Annotated in this window: 19 protein-coding genes; 16 read left to right on the forward strand and 3 right to left on the reverse strand. The window is 35.2% G+C overall.

The window, feature by feature from the left end:
- Nucleotides 1–458 precede the first annotated feature (458 nt).
- Nucleotides 459–1,898, reverse strand: a complete 1,440-nt coding sequence (locus tag BN2144_RS09270; protein WP_033826673.1) for a DDE-type integrase/transposase/recombinase — start codon at nucleotides 1,896–1,898, stop codon at nucleotides 459–461.
- Between the two features lie 167 nt (nucleotides 1,899–2,065).
- Between BN2144_RS09270 and yhbH the strand changes: the two genes are divergently transcribed.
- The 3 genes from yhbH (at nucleotide 2,066) to BN2144_RS09285 (ending at nucleotide 5,909) form a co-directional block, all read left to right on the forward strand.
- On the forward strand, nucleotides 2,066–3,235 hold the full coding sequence (gene yhbH / locus BN2144_RS09275; protein ID WP_033828003.1) for a sporulation protein YhbH: 1,170 nt from the start codon (nucleotides 2,066–2,068) through the stop codon (nucleotides 3,233–3,235).
- 312 nt (nucleotides 3,236–3,547) lie between these two features.
- Nucleotides 3,548–4,762: an MFS transporter gene (locus BN2144_RS09280; protein ID WP_042337828.1), complete on the forward strand. Its 1,215-nt coding sequence runs from the start codon at nucleotides 3,548–3,550 to the stop codon at nucleotides 4,760–4,762.
- 190 nt (nucleotides 4,763–4,952) lie between these two features.
- Entirely contained in the window at nucleotides 4,953–5,909 is a 957-nt protein-coding gene (locus BN2144_RS09285; RefSeq protein ID WP_033828004.1) for an L-lactate dehydrogenase, read from the forward strand.
- A 154-nt stretch (nucleotides 5,910–6,063) separates the two neighbouring features.
- Here BN2144_RS09285 and BN2144_RS09290 read toward each other — a convergent pair whose 3' ends face one another.
- Nucleotides 6,064–6,465, reverse strand: a complete 402-nt coding sequence (locus BN2144_RS09290; protein ID WP_033828005.1) for a hypothetical protein — start codon at nucleotides 6,463–6,465, stop codon at nucleotides 6,064–6,066.
- Between the two features lie 371 nt (nucleotides 6,466–6,836).
- Here BN2144_RS09290 and BN2144_RS09295 point away from each other — a divergent pair, with 371 nt between their 5' ends.
- Nucleotides 6,837–7,400 carry a tyrosine-type recombinase/integrase gene (locus BN2144_RS09295; protein WP_033828006.1) on the forward strand — a complete coding sequence of 188 codons (564 nt, stop codon included), beginning with the start codon at nucleotides 6,837–6,839 and terminating at the stop codon, nucleotides 7,398–7,400.
- A gap of 42 nt (nucleotides 7,401–7,442) precedes the next feature.
- Here the strand turns inward: BN2144_RS09295 and BN2144_RS09300 are convergent, their stop codons facing one another.
- Nucleotides 7,443–8,126 (reverse strand): universal stress protein, encoded by a 684-nt coding sequence (locus BN2144_RS09300; protein WP_033828007.1) that lies wholly within the window; start codon nucleotides 8,124–8,126, stop codon nucleotides 7,443–7,445.
- Between the two features lie 151 nt (nucleotides 8,127–8,277).
- Here BN2144_RS09300 and BN2144_RS09305 point away from each other — a divergent pair, with 151 nt between their 5' ends.
- From BN2144_RS09305 to sipW, 12 genes are all read left to right on the forward strand, one after another.
- Nucleotides 8,278–10,695: a Na+/H+ antiporter subunit A gene (locus tag BN2144_RS09305; RefSeq protein WP_094763116.1), complete on the forward strand. Its 2,418-nt coding sequence runs from the start codon at nucleotides 8,278–8,280 to the stop codon at nucleotides 10,693–10,695.
- Nucleotides 10,682–11,119 carry a Na(+)/H(+) antiporter subunit B gene (locus BN2144_RS09310; RefSeq protein ID WP_033828008.1) on the forward strand — a complete coding sequence of 146 codons (438 nt, stop codon included), beginning with the start codon at nucleotides 10,682–10,684 and terminating at the stop codon, nucleotides 11,117–11,119. Before BN2144_RS09305 ends, BN2144_RS09310 begins: the two co-directional genes overlap by 14 nt.
- Nucleotides 11,107–11,445 (forward strand): Na(+)/H(+) antiporter subunit C, encoded by a 339-nt coding sequence (locus BN2144_RS09315; protein ID WP_033828009.1) that lies wholly within the window; start codon nucleotides 11,107–11,109, stop codon nucleotides 11,443–11,445. Before BN2144_RS09310 ends, BN2144_RS09315 begins: the two co-directional genes overlap by 13 nt.
- Nucleotides 11,438–12,916, forward strand: coding sequence for a Na+/H+ antiporter subunit D (locus BN2144_RS09320; RefSeq protein WP_033828010.1), 1,479 nt, complete (start codon nucleotides 11,438–11,440; stop codon nucleotides 12,914–12,916). Before BN2144_RS09315 ends, BN2144_RS09320 begins: the two co-directional genes overlap by 8 nt.
- A gap of 93 nt (nucleotides 12,917–13,009) precedes the next feature.
- Nucleotides 13,010–13,489: a Na+/H+ antiporter subunit E gene (locus tag BN2144_RS09325; protein ID WP_033828011.1), complete on the forward strand. Its 480-nt coding sequence runs from the start codon at nucleotides 13,010–13,012 to the stop codon at nucleotides 13,487–13,489.
- Nucleotides 13,486–13,767 (forward strand): Na(+)/H(+) antiporter subunit F1, encoded by a 282-nt coding sequence (locus BN2144_RS09330; protein WP_033828012.1) that lies wholly within the window; start codon nucleotides 13,486–13,488, stop codon nucleotides 13,765–13,767. The genes BN2144_RS09325 and BN2144_RS09330 overlap by 4 nt, the downstream gene beginning before the upstream one ends.
- Nucleotides 13,751–14,104, forward strand: coding sequence for a Na+/H+ antiporter subunit G (locus tag BN2144_RS09335; RefSeq protein WP_094763117.1), 354 nt, complete (start codon nucleotides 13,751–13,753; stop codon nucleotides 14,102–14,104). The genes BN2144_RS09330 and BN2144_RS09335 overlap by 17 nt, the downstream gene beginning before the upstream one ends.
- Before the next feature lie 186 nt (nucleotides 14,105–14,290).
- Nucleotides 14,291–15,271, forward strand: coding sequence for an ABC transporter permease (locus BN2144_RS09340; RefSeq protein WP_033828014.1), 981 nt, complete (start codon nucleotides 14,291–14,293; stop codon nucleotides 15,269–15,271).
- Entirely contained in the window at nucleotides 15,264–16,058 is a 795-nt protein-coding gene (locus tag BN2144_RS09345; RefSeq protein ID WP_033828015.1) for an ABC transporter ATP-binding protein, read from the forward strand. Before BN2144_RS09340 ends, BN2144_RS09345 begins: the two co-directional genes overlap by 8 nt.
- Nucleotides 16,059–16,870: 812 nt before the next feature.
- Nucleotides 16,871–17,503, forward strand: coding sequence for a TasA family protein (locus BN2144_RS09350; RefSeq protein ID WP_033828016.1), 633 nt, complete (start codon nucleotides 16,871–16,873; stop codon nucleotides 17,501–17,503).
- A 291-nt stretch (nucleotides 17,504–17,794) separates the two neighbouring features.
- Complete coding sequence (locus tag BN2144_RS09355) at nucleotides 17,795–18,250, forward strand: hypothetical protein (RefSeq protein ID WP_139017880.1); 456 nt, start codon at nucleotides 17,795–17,797, stop codon at nucleotides 18,248–18,250.
- Between the two features lie 148 nt (nucleotides 18,251–18,398).
- Nucleotides 18,399–19,232 carry a signal peptidase I SipW gene (gene sipW / locus BN2144_RS09360; RefSeq protein ID WP_082195194.1) on the forward strand — a complete coding sequence of 278 codons (834 nt, stop codon included), beginning with the start codon at nucleotides 18,399–18,401 and terminating at the stop codon, nucleotides 19,230–19,232.

Genomic DNA, 19,232 nt, shown 5'->3' on the forward strand with positions numbered 1-19,232 from the left:
CCTTTCTCAAAGCCTGTCCATTAAATTAGGTGTAAATTTTCTTCGCTAGCTTGCATATGATAGAGTAATACAACCATATATATTTGGTTGCTAGTCATCATGTAACTTGTCTTTTTAAATATCTGAATAAAAATTCACACACAGTATATCTATATGCGAAAGTTTCAAAAACGTGAAAAAAATAGGATGGTAATGTCAAAAGTTCTATGAAAAACGGATAAGCAAACAAGATTTATTCCGAAATAAGGTGGAGAACCGTCGCCATTTGCCCTTGACAAACACGCCGATGGTTTAAGTTAGGTGTAACAAGGGCGAAGGGAACTAAATTAAGGCATGACAAATACGCCCTTGTTTTCCGAAAATTTTAAACCATCGGCTAGTTCGGTTTGTCAAGGGTTCGCTTCGCCAAATGGCTGGTTTGAATGTTAAACCATTCAAGGGCTCAGCTAAAGCTAAATTTAGGCGGCTTGTATTTCTAGAAGCCATTGTTGAGCGAGTTCAATCATTTTTGTCCAACGTGCCGGCATGTGTGGCAATTTGGAGAGTTCTGGGATCATAACTGGCACTTTATTCTCCAGTGAAGCATGTGGCCTGAGAAAGTTAAAATATGCTACGAATAAAGTCACATAGGATACCGATCCCTTTTCTGAACCAAACCCATGTGTAGCCTTATAATTACCCTTAAAAGTACGATTGAGTCTCTCAATAATTTGTTTAAGCGGTCGATATTCCGTTGAAACAGGATCCTCATTGGTTAATCCAATGACTTGCTTCACATCAAAGTGGATATCGTGCTGGGCAAAGAAGTGTTGAGCCAAAAGGTAAATAGGATTCCCATCGACCACAAAAGTAAGATCTTCTGGAATCTCTTTTAGCTTAAGCAATACTTCATCAATGGCTAATACAGCTGCCTGTGTATCTCGGTTTGGTGAAACAGGATACGACAAAATAATCTTTTTTACGGTATCAAAGAAGAAGAACAAGTAATTCCAACGTCCACTCACACGGATATACGTTTCATCACCGCAAAATTGATTGGAAAGCTCATACGGATAATGGTCGATAAACGGTTTCATTATGAGCGCGACACTGTTTTCGTAGTTTAAAATACTTTGGTGAGAAATAGAAACTCCGTGAATATCATTCATAATGGCCGCGGTTTTGCGCGCTGATAAGCCGTAGTTTACGTGATAAGTCAAAATAAGTCCCAGTGTATGCGGAGACACGTACAATTTCGATAAATCTACTTTCGGTAACTCTGGAGACTCTTTCGACAGTGGCTTATAGTCGAACTTAAACAGGCGAAATATATAGCGCATTTTGAACGCTTGTGGGTCTTTTTTGAACGGTTTCTTCTCTTCTTTCGAAAGACCTTTTAACTTCTTTTGGTAGTAAGAACATTGATTATTTTTACACTTGAAAACATCAAAATCTTTTCGTTCTTTTATCTTTTCAAGTGTTTTTGAACAGTGAGGACATCGTAAAATGGCCTCTTTCAAATAACGATTCTTTTCGCTAAACAAACACGCACACACTTTACATTGATATTGTCCTTTATCTCCATTATTTGCATAAAGAAAATCAGAAGGAGCACCACACTTTGGACAATTCAAATGAGAAGGCACACAAACTTTGGCGTTTTTATGTCTACGAACCGGTTTTAATGGTTTCCCGTGTTTTTCTAGAAAATCATTAAGTAGTTCTTGATAATCAAGCTTTTCAAGTGTTTCAACAATCGGAAGCTCATCCACCTGTAGTTTTCGATAAGGCTTGCTTATCGGTTTTTCTTCGGGTTTATCAAACATACTCTTTCCAATTAAAAGAGTCTGTAAAATTTTGATAGTCTCATCTTGGTACTTGATAAATTCAAATAAATAGGTTAATAATTGAGGATACAGACTTGTTCACTCCAATCTTGTTAGTTGTGTGTGTGGTAACCTCAATTAACCATAGATTTTAGGGGGTGGCAAGTCTTTTTTTGTTCAATGCCTTATAAATCAATGGTTGTTAACCTATTTAATATAAAAACTTTTGACAATACGAATAGGATTGTAGGAGGGAAAAAATGAGTCAAATGGATAAACACCAATTTACAATATCACAAGAGGATTGGTCCCTCCATCGAAAAGGCCATGAAGATCAACAGCGGCATAAAGAAAAGGTTCAAGAAGCAATAAAAAAAAATCTTCCAGATCTCGTAACAGAAGAAAATATTATTCTCTCCAATGGAAGAGATGTGATAAAAATACCGATTCGTTCCCTTGATGAATATAAAATTCGCTATAACTATGATAAAAATAAACATGTTGGGCAAGGGGATGGTGAAAGCCAAGTTGGTGATGTTGTGGCCCGAGATGGAGAAGCAGAAAAAGGACCTGGAAAAGGTCAAGGTGCCGGTGATCAACCAGGTGAAGATTATTATGAAGCAGAAGTATCACTTGCTGAACTAGAGGAAGCATTTTTTAGTGAGTTAGAACTACCAAATTTACAAAGGAAAAATGACCATGAATTAATTGTAGAAGACATTGAGTTTGATGATATTCGTAAAACAGGGTTAATGGGGAATATTGACAAAAAGAAAACAATGTTATCTGCATTTAAACGAAACGCGTTAACTGGTACCCCTTCTTTTCACCCAATCTATCCTGAAGATTTAAAGTTTAAAACATGGAATGAAAAGATTCGTTATGAATCGAAGGCTGTCGTTCTTGCCATGATGGACACGAGTGGATCGATGGGGATTTGGGAAAAATATATGGCCCGGAGTTTCTTTTTCTGGATGACACGGTTTTTACGAACAAAATATGAGAAGGTAGAAATTGAATTTATAGCTCATCATACAGAAGCAAAAGTCGTATCCGAAGAAGACTTTTTCTCGAAAGGAGAAAGCGGTGGAACGATTTGCTCTTCAGCTTATCGCTTAGCACTTGAACTTATTCAAAGCAAGTATCCTCCAAGTCAGTACAATATTTACCCATTTCATTTTTCCGATGGTGATAACTTAACATCTGATAATGTCCGGTGTGTCAAATTAGTCAATGAATTAATGGACTTATCGAATATGTTTTGTTACGGTGAGGTGAATCAATATAATCGACACAGCACGTTAATGACTGCCTATAAAAATATAAAAGATGAGCGTTTTCGTCATTTTGTGTTAAGACAAAAAGCAGATGTGTTTCATGCGATGAAGAATTTCTTTAATAATGAAGAAGAAAGAAAGGCATATGCGTAACTCGTTTGCAAGTAATTCTCTAAACTGTACGAAAAAACAATGGACTTATAAAATCTTGCTAGAAAAGTGATGTAAGGGAATAAGGACCAAAAACTTTTTTAGAGCATGGTAAAAGCAAAGTTAATTTATCAAAAAAAGCAATTGGTTAGAGCCGATTGCTTTTTGTATGGTAAAGAATGACTAGATTTTATACACGTGATGATTGTTAAAATTATTTCGTCTAATATTTCGTGATACGAAAAATCTGTTATAATGAAAGAACAGTTGAAATTTTTAAACATAACAATAAGATATAGGGGATAGGGGATTTTTATGGCAAAAATAGCATTAGAAAGGAAAAATTCAACCGAGATTACCGTAGAAAAAATCTGGACAAAAGATTTTATTCTTATCTGCTTAGCAAACTTTTTTATTTTTTTAGGCTTTCAAATGACACTCCCGACCATTCCATTATTCATAGAAGAATTAGGTGGTAAAGATCAGTTAATCGGACTCGCTGTTGGCATTTTTACATTTTCAGCGTTATTTATTCGTCCATATGCAGGTCAAGCTTTAGAAACAAAAGGAAGAAAAATGATATACTTGTCTGGTTTATTCATCTTTGTTTTCTCTGTTGGATCATTTAGCTTAACGACGAGTATTTTATTTCTTTTTGTTATGCGAATGATTCAAGGAGTTGGCTGGGGGTTATCAACAACTGCATCGGGGACAATTGCAACAGACATCATCCCGAGTAAACGACGTGGTGAAGGATTAGGATACTATGGTTTAGCAGGAAATTTGGCCCTTGCATTCGGTCCGTCACTGGGATTAATTTTAGCTGGGCAAATTTCTTTTCAATGGTTATTTATTGTTTGTGGTTTATTAGGTTTAATAGCTTTTATTTTGTCTTCTTTTATTTCTTATAAAAAAGTTGAAAAGCAAAAAGAAAAAACGTTTACACCAAAATGGGATTTTTACGAAAAATCAGCATTAGAACCGTCGCTGTTACTATTTTTCATTACTGTTACTTTTGGAGGGATTGCAACTTTTCTTCCGTTATATACGGTTGAGAAGGGAATTTCCGGAATTCAAATGTATTTTTTTATTTATGCCATGGCGCTAATGGTAACAAGAACTTTTGCAGGAAAGATATACGATCGTAAAGGGCATCGAGCGGTGTTTCTTCCTGGGACACTACTTATATTTATTGCAATGCTACTATTAGCTTGGCTAGGCAGTCAATTTATTTTATTTGTTGCTGCTACTTTATATGGTTTTGGTTTTGGAATGGTTCAGCCGGCATTACAAGCATGGGCTGTTGAACGTTCACCGAAAAACCGACGGGGGATGGCGAATGCAACATTTTTCTCTTTATTTGATTTAGGTGTAGGGATTGGTGCCATTGTTTTTGGACAAATTGCTCATAGTCTTAATTATGCAAGTATTTACAAAGCCTCTGCTGTGTCTGTTTTATTATCAATAGTGTATTACATACATATTTTAAAAAAAGAAAAACGGAATTTACAACAGCAAGTCGAGACATAAAAGTTTAATAAAAATACGGGTTAATAGGGTGGGAATTATTTCCTCCCTTTGTTATAATGTATGTGAAGATATTCACTAATAACATCTTCAAATAATTAACACTATTACCACAGTGCTAAAATCAAATATTAATAAATTCCTCTGCTTGGGGACAATAACGATAAATGAATTTACTTAAGGAGTGTTCAAAATGCTAAATAAAGTAAGTAAAGTTGTTCTTATTGGTACTGGTGCAGTTGGTGCAAGTTATGCATTTGCCTTGTTAAATCAAGGAATCCCAGGCCAACTTGTGTTAATCGATATGAATAAAGATAAATCAGAAGGGGATGCAATGGATTTAAATCATGGACTTCCTTTTGCCCCTGCACGTATGAAGATTTGGTATGGAGATTATTCAGATTGCAAAGATGCAGATATTGTAGTGATTACGGCAGGTGCTGCACAAAAGCCAGGGGAAACGCGGTTGGATCTTGTTGAGAAAAATACAAAGATTATGAAGAATATCGTTGAACAAGTTATGGAAAGTGGCTTTAATGGTATCTTTATTGTAGCATCAAATCCGGTAGATATTCTTACTTATGCAACATGGAAATTTTCTGGATTACCAAAAGAGAGAGTCATTGGTTCGGGAACGATTTTAGATACGGCTCGGCTTCGCTATTTACTCGGTCATTATTTCAATGTCGATGCAAGGAATGTGCATGCTTATATTATCGGGGAGCATGGAGATACGGAATTGCCCGTTTGGAGTAGTGCAGGCATTGGTACGATTCCTATATTCGACTGGTTACGAAAAAGCTCTGACTATAAAATTGATGACTTGAATAAAATTTTTGTTGATGCACGGGATGCTGCTTATCAAATAATCGAGAAAAAAGGTGCGACCTATTATGGAATTGCCATGGCACTCGTTCGATTAACGAAAGCAATCCTTCATGACGAACATTCCATTTTAACGGTTTCTACATATTTAGATGGAGAGTACGGTCATGAGAATGTGTTTATTGGTGTTCCAGCAATAGTCACGAGAAATGGAATTAGTGATGTAATAAAAATGGAACTAGATGCAACGGAGAAGAAAAAATTTAATCATTCAGTAGAAGTATTAAAAGAAACAATGAATAACAGTAGTATTTCATTAACTTAAAACAAAATTGGTAAATATTATCCTCCAGAATATAAAAAAACTCCTTATAATTAGGTTAGGTAGTCCTTGCCCAAATCCTAATTATAAGGAGATCATCAATCTTTGTGTTAGGATTTAACGTAATAACTAACAATATTATTTGTTGATGCATTCCCTACAGACACACGATAAGATATCGGCCCCAACTTGTTCCAACCGAAAAGCTTACATTTGGTCCTCCCTTTTTATTAACATAGAAAACGCCACCAGTACTAAATCTGGTTCCCCCTGCATTTTGACCTGTCGGAGTTGTGGTTTTAGTATAGTATTCTGTTTTCTTTACAGTTGATTTTTCAGACTCTCCATAAAAAGGTCTTATTGTCCCATCATCAACTAGAGATTTAGCAAATTCTTCAGTTACAAATAATCTGTTTTTTGGCTCTTCATATGAGGTATCAGGAAGTGTTTGCGGATCTTCATTATTAATGTATTCGATAACCTCTCCATATTTTTCTTCAGATGATATATGAGATGATGAATTGTTTGTTGAAGCAAAAACATTTGAAAATGATGACATGGTAAGAATCGCAGTGATGATAATAACTGATACTACTTTCGGTTTCTTTATTAATATTGCCCCTTTTCATATTAGTATTATCCAACAGATTGATTGGATATATATTAATAAGTTCGACATAAGTATGAGGTTACCCTTCTCATTGGATAATGAATAGCTTGCTGTTGTGCTACGGATGTATGGTAGTGAAAAATATTCTATAAAGGAGATTGTCTTTAGTAACTGGAATATTTCAAGGTTCCTTATAGAGCAGTCAACAGAATTTTTTCGGATTGTCAAAAAAAATTTAAACTTTTCGAGTAAAATCATTTTTAATGTTACATAATTTATTTTATAATTATATTGTGTAACATTAGTGGAGGAAAAATTGCATGGAATATGTAAATCCGATTAAAAACATCGATAAGATTCAGGCAATGAAACGAATATTACGGAAAACATCGTTACGTGATTTATTACTTTTTGTAATTGGCATTAATACAGGTATTAAATTACAAGACTTACTACATTTAAAAGTGAACGATGTATGGGAAGAAAACGAAATGAAAGAGTTTCTATTTTTGCAAGTAGAAAAGGACGAAGAAGTGAAGGCCTATTACTTAAATGGCCGAATCGAGGAAGTGTTAAGGGAATATCTTGCTTATCATCAATTAAAACCCGATGATTATCTCTTTAAATCAAAGAAAAATGACCAACCCATTACACGACAGCAAGCATACCGGATTATTAATCACGCGGCTAAAGAAGCAGGAATCCTTGAGAAAATTGGAACCCATACTCTTCGGAAAACATTCGGCTATCATGCTTATCGTAAAGGGGTGGCCATATCAATTATAAAGGGATTGTTTAACCAACACTCAACAACAGAAACGTTAAAGTACATTGGCATAAATAAAAGTGAAAAACCAATAATAAAAGTTGATGTGAATTTATAACCTGGGAAGAACGCACTTGATTTTAATCAAGAAGTCCACCCTTTAGTCTTCTTCACTCAAGTTTAGTGTGTGTAAATCAATGTTTTTTAACTCTTTTACAATACCATCGGATACTTGTACTTGTAACGTTTCCCAACCTTTAATAAACCGGAAAATCCCGTTGTCAAAATCAGTTCCGACCTCTTTAAAAAATATTCCTTCATAATCAACATCTTTCGTATGGCTAAAGGTCAATTGATATTGATTACCGGATTTAATAATATATGCGCGAATTCCTTTTTCGAACAAGCCTTCTTCATCCTTAATATAGCGGGCAACCGAGATAATGTGTAAGTCGACAAAAGGAATCTCGTTTAATAGCGAGTTAATAATTGAACCTTTTGTAATTTGTTCCCAACGGCTTTGTGCAGTTTGCCCGAGAATAATTTGAGTAATTTGTCGTTTTCGAGCAACTTCTGCAATTACTTTTGATACGGGTCGTTTTTCGTTATCAATAAGAATAAATTGTGCCGATGGATGGGACTCAGCTAACTTTTTCCATTGTTCAATATAAAGGACTTTTTCAGCATCTAATTCGTCAAAAGGTTTTGGATCGACGGTTAAAATATAAAGGGGCGCCTTCATCATATTTGCAATTTGACAACCGCGTCTAATTAACCTCTCTCCATTCGGTCCGTAATAAACACAGACTAAAATACACTCATGATAAAAATTTTTATTTTCCATTATTGATTCACCCCAAGAAATATTGTTGGACTAAATCTTATTTCTATGAAACTATGTAGAACTATAACCGATGTGGCCTGTAGAGTCAATTAAATTTTACTTGAATAATTTTTTTGCTAAAATCTGCTTTTTACATATGGAGGGATGCTATTTGAATTCAATATCTATTCTTGTTTTTCTTCCGTTTTTCGCTGCGATTTGTATTCCGTTAATTTATAAATTCCTTCGTAGGAAAATTCATTTAGGTTGGTTTGTTTTAATTGTACCTATTATTATTTTCCTGCAAATTATCCGCAAAGTCACGTCTGTTGCATCAGGTGATACGTTCCTCGAAACGATTTCGTGGCTTCCTTCTATTGGCATTAACTTAGTGTTTTATGTTGATGGGTTAGCCTTATTGTTTGGTCTACTTATTTCAGGTATAGGGATGCTCGTCATATTGTATTCGATTTTCTACTTATCAAAAGTTAGGGAAGAACTGCATAACTTTTATTTTTATTTAATGCTCTTCATGGGGGCGATGTTGGGACTCGTATTCTCAGATAACCTATTTGTTTTATATGGATTTTGGGAATTAACAAGTATATCGTCCTTCTTGTTAATTGCTTATTGGTATGAGCGGAAATCATCAAGAAATGGTGCGTTAAAGTCATTGATGATTACCGTTTTTGGCGGGCTATGTATGTTAGCGGGCTTTGTATTACTTGCAAACATGGCGGACACATACAGTATTCGAGAATTGATTCATCATGTCGCTGCGATTAAAAATCATGTTCTATATGTTCCCGCACTTATTTGCATTCTTTTAGGGGCATTTACAAAATCTGCGCAGTTTCCATTTGGAATTTGGCTACCGGATGCAATGGAAGCTCCGACACCAGTCAGTGCTTATCTTCACTCCGCAACAATGGTGAAGGCAGGAATCTATTTAGTTGCCCGATTGACACCAGTGTTTGCTGGAAGTGCTACATGGTTTTGGCTCGTGTCTGGAATTGGAATAATTACTTTGCTATATGGATCAATTACAGCTGTTCGCCAAACAGACTTAAAGGCACTTTTAGCTTACTCTACAATAAGTCAATTAGGATTAATTATGTCCCTATTAGGGTTAGGGTCATTGGCCTTTACTTATCAACCAGATGATCAAAAGGCTGTGTACTTTTCCGTAGCCATTTTCGCGGCAATCTTCCACTTATTCAATCATTCGACGTTTAAAGGAAGTTTATTTATGGTTGTTGGAATTATCGATCATGAAACCGGAACAAGGGATATTAGGCGACTTGGTGGTTTAATGTATGTAATGCCAATTTCCTTTACCATTGCCTTAATTGGTAGTTTTTCAATGGCGGGATTGCCTCCTTTTAATGGCTTTTTAAGTAAAGAAATGTTTTTCACCGCTGTTAATGATTTACTGTCTGCGGAAATTTTCCACTTAGATACTTTCGGTATTTTATTTCCAGTGTTGGCATGGATAGCAAGTATTTTTACCTTTGTATATTCAATGATTCTCGTTTTTAGGACATTTACCGGGAAATATCGACGGGAAAAGTTGAGTCGAAAACCACACGAAGCACCAATCGGAATGTTAATTTCACCGATTATTTTAGCATCGTTTGTGATCATTATTTTTCTATTTCCAAATGTCTTTTCTCGATATTTATTAAAGCCAGCATTTGTATCGGTGTTGCCAATGTTTACTCTTCCGCAGGTTGGGATTGATGTGCGCGCTTGGCATGGGTGGAATATGGAGCTATTAATGACAATTGGCGTCATTATCATAGGGACTTACCTATTTATTACGATGAACCGCTGGATTGGTCTCTTTCGAAGTTACCCTGAATCGCTCACATTGAACTATATGTATGAAAAATTGAGAGAAACGTTTGAGCATCGTTCTGCTTCAGTAACAAATCGTTATATGACGGGATCAATTCGACATTATTTCATCTATATATTTACCTTTTTTATTATTGTCATGAGTACGCTAGCCTTTTGGTTACATGGGTTACAATTTGATTTTTCCAATAATCATCCAATAACGATTTATGATATTGGCTTAGTCATTGGTATCGTCATCACAGCTTTTACTGTTTTATTAACGAATCATCGAATTACAGCCATTGTTTCGTTAAGTGTATTAGGTTATTTTGTTATGATGTTTTTCGTTATTTTTCGAGCACCTGACCTCGCATTGACACAAATGGTTGTAGAAACTGTAACAACTGTCTTATTTTTACTTTGTTTTTACCATTTACCGAAGTTACAAAAAAGTGTTGAACGAATGAAATGGAATGGAACGAACGTAATCATTGCCATTGCGACAGGTGTTGTTGTGACAACATTGACTTTACTAAGCAATAGTCATAAATTATATGATTCTATCTCAAGCTTTTTTGAAAATGCATATGAATTAGCTGGGGCGAAAAATATCGTTAACGCTATATTAGTGGATTTCCGTGGCTTTGATACAATGCTTGAAATATCCGTACTATGTATTGCGGGGTTAGGTGTTTATACACTCATTCGGTTACAAACGAAAGGAAGTGATCGTAAAGATGAAGCAAAATGATGTCATTTTACAAAGTGTGACTAAAGTTGCCGTAGTTATTATTTTGACGTTTTCTATCTATCTGTTTTTAAACGGACATCATTATCCTGGTGGTGGATTTATTGGGGGATTAAGCACGGCATCGGCAATCATTCTTCTTTATTTAGCTTTCGATATTGAAGAAGTGAGTAAAAATATTCCGATTGATTTTAAAAAATTAGCAGCATTCGGTGTTCTCATTGCGTTAATTACAGGTGTTTTTGGTCTACTCTCTAATCAGCCTTTTTTAACTCAATCCATTGGAAACATGAATATCCCATTATTTGGTGAGATAGAAATTACTTCGGCATTGTTTTTTGATACAGGTGTTGCTTTTGCTGTAATAGGGACGGCTGTTACTATCATTTTAAGTATAAGTGAGGATGATTCCCTTTGGAAACGTTAATGGCATTTGTTGTCGGCCTACTATTTACCATTGGAACCTATTTAATTTTAACAAAACAATTGTTGCGCATCGTATTAGGATTGTCGATTATTAGTCATGCAGTTAACTTATTAATTTTAACTTCTGGTGGTTTAAAAACTGGGAGTGCACCGTTACTTGATGAGGCAAGTAGAGGATTTACCGATCCATTGCCACAAGCATTAATTTTAACCGCAATTGTAATAAACTTTGCTGTTACTGCCGTGTTACTCGTATTAAGTTATCGTTCATATAAAAGTTTTGGTACAGACGATATGGAAAAGTTAAGGGGAAATGCTGATGAATAACCTATTGATTTTGCCAATACTAATCCCGTTGCTAACCGGTATGGTTCTCATTTTATTTAAAAATCATATTTCGCTTCATCGAGTTGTAAGTATTGTTTCGCTTCTAATAACAGCTGTTTTTTCAGTCGTATTAATGAGACAAATTCAAGTGAGTGGTATACAAACTTTGCAATTAGGTGGTTGGGAGGCTCCTTTTGGGATTAGTTTAGTTGGTGATATGTTTGCAGTCTTACTTGTTTTAACAACGACAATTGTTTCTATTTGTTGTGTTCTTTATGCCTTTCATTCAATCGGTAAAGAAAGGGAACAAAATTATTTTTACCCGCTCGTCCTATTTTTAATTACCGGTGTCAATGGATCGTTTTTAACAGGGGACTTATTTAACTTATATGTTTTCTTTGAAGTGTTTTTAGTTGCTTCTTATGTATTGATTACATTAGGTGGTGAGAAGAATCAGCTACGTGAATCATTGAAGTATATAATGATTAATGTTTTATCCTCTGCATTCTTCCTAGTCGGTATTGCGTATTTGTATTCCATTACTGGCACGTTAAATCTTGCTCATTTATCTATTCGAATTGCGGACGCGGGACAAGATGGGCTATTAACGACCATATCATTTTTATTTTTAATTGTGTTTAGTTTAAAAGCAGGGCTATTTCTCTTTTATTGGTTACCTGGTTCCTATAGTGCGCCACCCACTGCGATTGCTGCAATTTTCGCAGCGTTATTAACAAAAGTAGGAATTTATGCGATTTTTCGGATGTTTACGCTTATTTTTTATCATGAACAACAAGTTACCCATACGTTTATTGGTATGTTAGCAGCAGTAACAATGGTTCTCGGTATCATGGGGGCTGTTGGTTATTGGGATTTGAAAAAGATCTTAACATACAATGTAATTATTAGTGTTGGGTTTATCCTTATTGGACTTGTGGCATTTACGTTAGATGGTTTTATGGGGTCGATTTATTATTTAATCCACGATATGATCATAAAAGCGCTCGTCTTTTTAATTGGTGGGACAATCATTCAGATAACAGGGACAAGCAATTTAAAAGAGATTAGTGGGTTAATTCGAACTCATCCCGCACTTGGTTGGATGTTCTTTATTGCCGCACTTTCCATGGTCGGGATTCCTCCACTTAGTGGTTTTCTTGGTAAGTTTCTAATTACAAAAGGAAGTTTTACAGCTTTAGTCTTCTGGCTAGGGGGATTAGGATTACTAGCAAGTTTATTTATCCTTTATTCGTTAATGAAAATCTTTATGAACGGCTTTTGGGGCGAAACAATATTAAGTGAAGATGAAGAAAAAGGGACAACAAAAGGACTCATCTTGCCAATCGCTCTTTTAACAGTAATTAGTGTCGCACTTGGTGTTGGCGCAGAAAGTATTCACACGTATGTCACCATTGCAGCTGAAAGTTTACTCGATCCCAATCTTTATATTTCTGCCGTATTTGGAAAGTAGGAACGAGTTTGTATAGAACTGTTTTTCTTAGAAAGTTCGGTTAAAAGCAAATAACGTTCATACTACAAGTATGTTAAATAAGGGGGGATTATATTGCCAATTCAAGTTTTAATCAATTTATTTATTGCTGGTCTTTGGATGTTTCTCCAAAATGAAACTAGTTTGCTAACGTTTTTTAGCGGTTATTTTGTCGGGTTATTCATTTTATTTTGTTTACGCCGCTTTTTTGATCAACCATTTTATCCTTTTACAATTATTGCCATTGGAAAATTACTACTCATATTTATATATGAATTAATTGTATCTAGTTTTTTTGTCATGAAACATGTGTTACGTCCAAAAATTCATATTCAACCTGGAATTTTCCGTGTGGAGACGGATTTAAAAGGGGATCTTGAAGTTACCTTACTATCCTTACTTATTTGTTTAACTCCTGGTTCAGTTGTAATGGAAGTTTCTCCAGATTCGAAATTTCTTTATATTCACGCCCTCCATATACCAGAGTCAAAACAGGCAGTATTAAAATCAAAAGTAAGTTTTGAAAAAGCGATAAAGGATGTGACGAGAAAATGACGTTTGAAATTATTATGATAATCTCCATATGTTTATTAATTATGTCAATCTTAGCGAATATTTATCGGGTTGTAAAAGGCCCGACAAGTCCAGACCGTGTTCAAGCCCTCGACTCGATTGGAATCAATTTAATTGCAAGTATTGCTGTATTTTCCGTTTTATTGCATACACATGCTTTCTTTGATTTAATTTTATTAATTGGTATTTTGTCATTTGTAGGAACGGTTGCGTTTGCGAGATTTTTAGAAAGTGGTGTTGTCATTGTCCGGAAGCGATGAGATTTTAGCTGCGATATTTATATTGGTCGGCTCAGTGATTGTTTTTATTAGTGCGATTGGTATGATTCGATTGCCAGATGTTTATACACGTTCCCATGCTGCATCAAAAAGTTCTACGCTAGGTGTGTTAAGCACATTAGTTGGAACGTTATTATATTTTGTTTTGGCCGATGGGTATTTTAGTATTCGGTTAATATTAGGAATTTTTTTCGTCTTTTTAACCGCTCCGGTAGCTGCTCATGTTATCTCCCGTTCCGCCTATCGAAAGGGTGTCCCCCTTACAGACGAATCAATAGAAGATGATCTAAAAGCATACTTTGAGCAAAAAGAAAACTAAATACTCCCTATTAAAATGTATTCCACGTGAATACATTTTTTTATAAAAACATTTGCATTTCTATTGACAATTTTCTTAATAAGTTGTCAAATATAAATAATAAATAATTTTCGCTTTAAAGGGATAAAGTTTTTTAGTGATAATGAATCGGATTCGACAACGACGGATAAGATGGGAGAGATTTGAATGACTTTATCTGCTGTACTCGATGCATCGGAAATGGGAGTAATATTTGCCATCATGGCTCTTGGAGTATACATTTCATTTCGCATACTTAACTTTGCGGACTTAACCGTTGATGGTAGTTTTGTGACAGGTGGTGCGGTCGCGGCAGTTATGATTGTTAATGGTGTATCACCGATTTTAGCTTCACTTGCAGCACTCGTTGCTGGGTTTCTTGCAGGATGTTTAACGGGTATTCTTCATACAAAAGGGAAAATTAATGACCTTCTTTCGGGGATTTTAATGATGTTGGCTCTTTATTCAATCAATCTTAGAATTATGGGATTAACATTAGATAGTGGTGTCTCCAGGCCAAATATACCATTATTAAACTCCGAAACTATTTTTACTCAAGTTCAGGCTTTTTTTACGAGGTTTGGGCTTACTGAGTACGGTGTCCTTATTTCTATGGTAATTCTCACGTTTATATTTAAATTTGTTACAGACTATTTTCTTAAGACGGAAATTGGTTTGTCGCTTCGGGCAACCGGTGATAATAAACGAATGATTCGTAGTTTCTCAGCAAATACAGATGGGGTCATTATACTCGGACTTGGCATTTCAAATGGATTTGTCGCCTTTTCAGGAGCATTAATAGCCCAATATAACCAGTTTTCTGATGTTGGTATGGGGATTGGGATGATTGTTGTTGGTTTAGCGTCCATTATTATTGGCGAGGCAATCTTTGGTAAAAAGACAATTGCTCGCACAACATTAGCTGTTGTTTTTGGCGCTATTATTTACAGAATATTCATTACACTGGCGTTGAATCAAGGAATCCTTGACGCGAGTGATCAAAAGTTCGTTACAGCGATTATCGTTATTTTAGCATTAGTTTTTCCGAAGATGCTTGAAAAAAGACGGGAGAAAAAGCGGAAGGCGAAACATCAACTAAGTGCAAAGTTAAATGGAAAAGCACGTGAGGAAGGTGAGTCCATTGCTTGAATTAATAAACATAAATAAACTATTTAATGAAGGTACTTTAGACGAAAAAATAGCTCTAAATAACATTCATCTAACGTTGAATAAAGGCGATTTTGTTACCATTATTGGAAGTAATGGAGCTGGAAAATCGACGTTAATGAATATTATTTCAGGTGTATTAACTCCAGATACAGGAACCGTATCTATCCATGGCAGGAATGTAACGACTGTTCCAGAATATAAACGATCAAAGTTAATCGGACGTGTTTTCCAAGACCCGATGGCAGGAACAGCTCCATCAATGACGATTGAAGAAAACTTGGCTTTAGCGTATTCACGGAATAAAAAGCGGACACTCACTCTCGGGGTGACAAAAAAACGACGGGAATTTTTTCGGGAATCGTTGGCCTCTCTTAATTTAGGACTAGAGGATCGCTTGAATGCAAAAATTGGTTTATTATCAGGTGGAGAGCGGCAAGCCATCTCGCTTCTTATGGCAACGTTTACTGAACCGGATATATTGTTGCTTGATGAACATACTGCCGCCCTCGATCCGAACCGAGCCCAATTAATTACGAATTTAACGAAAAAAATCGTTGCCCAGTACGGTTTAACGACATTAATGGTTACCCACAATATGCAACAGGCCCTCGATTTAGGGAACCGACTCATAATGATGGATGCAGGGCAAGTGATTTTAGATATTGATGAAAAGAAGAAAAGACAACTTACGATTGACGATTTACTAAATGAATTCCAACGCATCCGTGGAGAAAAATTATCATCAGACCGAACATTACTAGCATAGGATGAATGACTTTTTAATTAGATAGATTATTACCGTGACGTTATAAGACATTAAGTAGAGCATGTTGAATTCTACTTAATGTCTTTTTTTTGGCTAGTGTCATGGTAAAAAAGAGGAAACGGTCGTTTAGAAGAGTTGTAGACGCCCAATTCATGACCAATTGAATGGAAGTGAATATGTGCCACATCTACACATCAACGTCTAAATAATCAATCAACAAAAAATGGACAAGCCCATTCATATGAAGCTTGTCCGTTGTGTTATTCACATGAACAAATTCGAATTTCACGCTCAGGGTCTAAGAAGTGTGCTTTGTTCTGTAAAAGCAAACCTTGAACAAATCTTTCAACTCGGAGATTCCCAATTTTTTGTGTAAATAAATAATACATGCAGTTTTTACTAGAAATAGAACTCTTTTTTATATAAATAAATATTTTTATTCGTGCATATTTAGGAGAAAGTCAAATATACCTATATAGAGATTGAAACAGGACTATCAATGTAGGAAAAAGTTCTCAAAATCAATGCAGAAAGTCCCTATTTGCCAAAGAGTATATAGAGATGAGGACTGCTATCCTGCAAAGAATTCAGTCGGAAGTAATCAAGACTTCTGATGGGGGAGCAAGGATATATGCTCCCTGTGAGACCGACTTTTACAAACTGATAGTCTTTCAAACAACCATTTTCGCTTGTTTTAATCGCACAAAAAGTAACCGAAAATGGACTATTCACTATGTCTAAAATCCCACCAAACTATACATAACGGGGTTTTATAAAAAAATTTAGTTAAGAAGGAAAGGGAGAGGATTTTATTGGGTATTAAAAAGAAATTAGGTTTAGGAGTAGCTTCAGCAGCATTAGGATTAGCATTAATCGGTGGGGGAACGTTTGCGTATTTTAGTGATACAGCAAAACAAACGAGTACATTTACATCAGGAATAGTTGATCTGAATGTTGCACCACCACAATTAATAACTTTAGACAAATTCAAACCGGGTGATCATATTACTAAGACTTTTAAACTTAAAAATGACGGGAACATTGATATGAAAAAAATTACCCTTAAAACTGAATACACGGTTAAAAGAAATGGTCAACCAGTTGAAAATCCACTTGCAAATAAATATGCAGAAAATATTATTGTACAATTTTTAAATAATACAGGAGGAGATAAAGATTATCAAATTATTGATGAAAAATCATTACTAGAACTGAGAAATATGACACCAGAGGATTTAGCTAGAGAATTAGAATGGAAGTGGAGTTTAAAACCTTTTCCTGGTCATTATGCACCAGTTGATGGACTGAAAGTAAATAATACAGCAGATTTTAATGTTAAGTTTTTATTCAAAGAAACGAATAAGAATCAAAATGATTTACAGAACTTAACATTAGATCTTACTTGGACATTTGAAGGTTACCAAGTTGACGGAGGAAAAAGATAACGCACAACTAAGGTAAATAGGAGCTACTTTCTTTGTAAGGTAAAGAATAACTTATCGAGGGTGGGATTTTTTCTCACCTTCTACTATTTAATTATATATATTTATAAATCCATACTATTTCTATGTTTTTATAAATATATATAAACCATCCAGGAACAAAGAAGGGCGGAGGTTAAATTGCAAAAGCAAACAAGTCGTTTGATAAGGGGGACTAGGCAGAAAAATTTAAAGCTTATTATCGTTTTGAAGGTAGCGATTTCCTTTTATTTATTCATGTTTATAATCAATTATTTGACTGATTCAACAAGTGCATATTTTTCTACGATAAAGAGTGTACAGATTTCAATTCACTCATTGGTAGAGGAAGAGAATGATACAAAGGAAGAGATAGAAACAAGGAAAGAAAATATAGAGGAAGAGGATGATAAAAGTAAAGACGCTGTAAGTTCAGACCGAGAAAAGGCTGATCAAGGTCAATCAATAACAAATACGAAAAGTGAGGAAAGTAACATACCGACAGAACAACAACTGGATACAGGTATAGAGAAAGTAGAAGAGTCAGTAAAAAGTCCTCTAGAACAGTCAGCTCCTCAAGAGAAATCTCAAACGAAGGAGCCTAAAAAAGAGCCACAAGTAGAAGTACCTGCTGTTAAAGGGACGGACTCTAGTAAAACCGAGAAGGTACAACAGCAAAGTATACGACTACCAGAATCCCAACTTGTGGAATCACCAGAATCAGCCAAATAAGTAAAAAAGCCTCGGGCGTCTGAGTTTTCTTTACTGGAAGGTATTGTTTCCGAAGTTTGAATAATATATCAATGTCTTGAAAAAGGGAAATTGTAAAGTTTTTCTTTTCTAATAGCTAAACAAAATAAAGATGGAAAGGGTGATATGAATGGAAGAAAATCAAAAAACAAATCAACATACGGATCTAGAGGAAAATGTAGTTACATCTTTTGAACCGCATGGGGGTAATGAAATAGTAGAAGAGAAGAATGAACTAGCAGCAAATGCTCCTGAAAATCCGCAAGCAACGCATTCAGATGAACAATCAGAAACGATCATAAAAAAAGATAAAAATGTAGTATATGATTCCACTATACAGATAACAAAACGAAGAAAAGATCAAGAAAAAGTAAAAGAAACGAAACAAAAATCTGTTGGAAAAGTCATTTTGATATGGGTTAACAATCTTGTTACGACAATACTTATTATTTTACTCCTTTCTGTTGCAGCTCTTGTCGTATCTTCTAAAATTTCTGGAGGCGAACCTCAAGTTTTTGGGTATCAAATAAAAACCGTCCTATCGGGATCGATGGAGCCTGAGATTAAGACTGGTTCAATTATTATTACTAAACAAGGTGGTGATATGATAAGATTCAAAAAAGATGATGTTATTACTTTTATGGAAGAAGATGAAAGATTAGTAACCCATAGAGTTGTAGAAGTGATTAAAAGTGGAGAACAAGTGATGTACCGAACAAAAGGGGATAATAATAAAGAAGCTGATATGAATCCGGTACTGTCCAATAATGTAGTGGCTGAATATACAGGGGTGACCATACCTTACGTCGGTTACGCAGCTGAATTTGCTTCATCAAAAAATGGAATCATAGCTCTCGTTATTTTTCCAGGTGTGATTCTTGTACTCTATTCTGTTTTTTCTATTTGGAAAACAATTAAGCAAATTGAACGACAATATGCAAATTCCAATCAAACGATAAAATAG

The organism is Bacillus andreraoultii, assembly GCF_001244735.1.
GTDB lineage: Bacteria > Bacillota > Bacilli > Bacillales > Caldibacillaceae > Caldifermentibacillus > Caldifermentibacillus andreraoultii.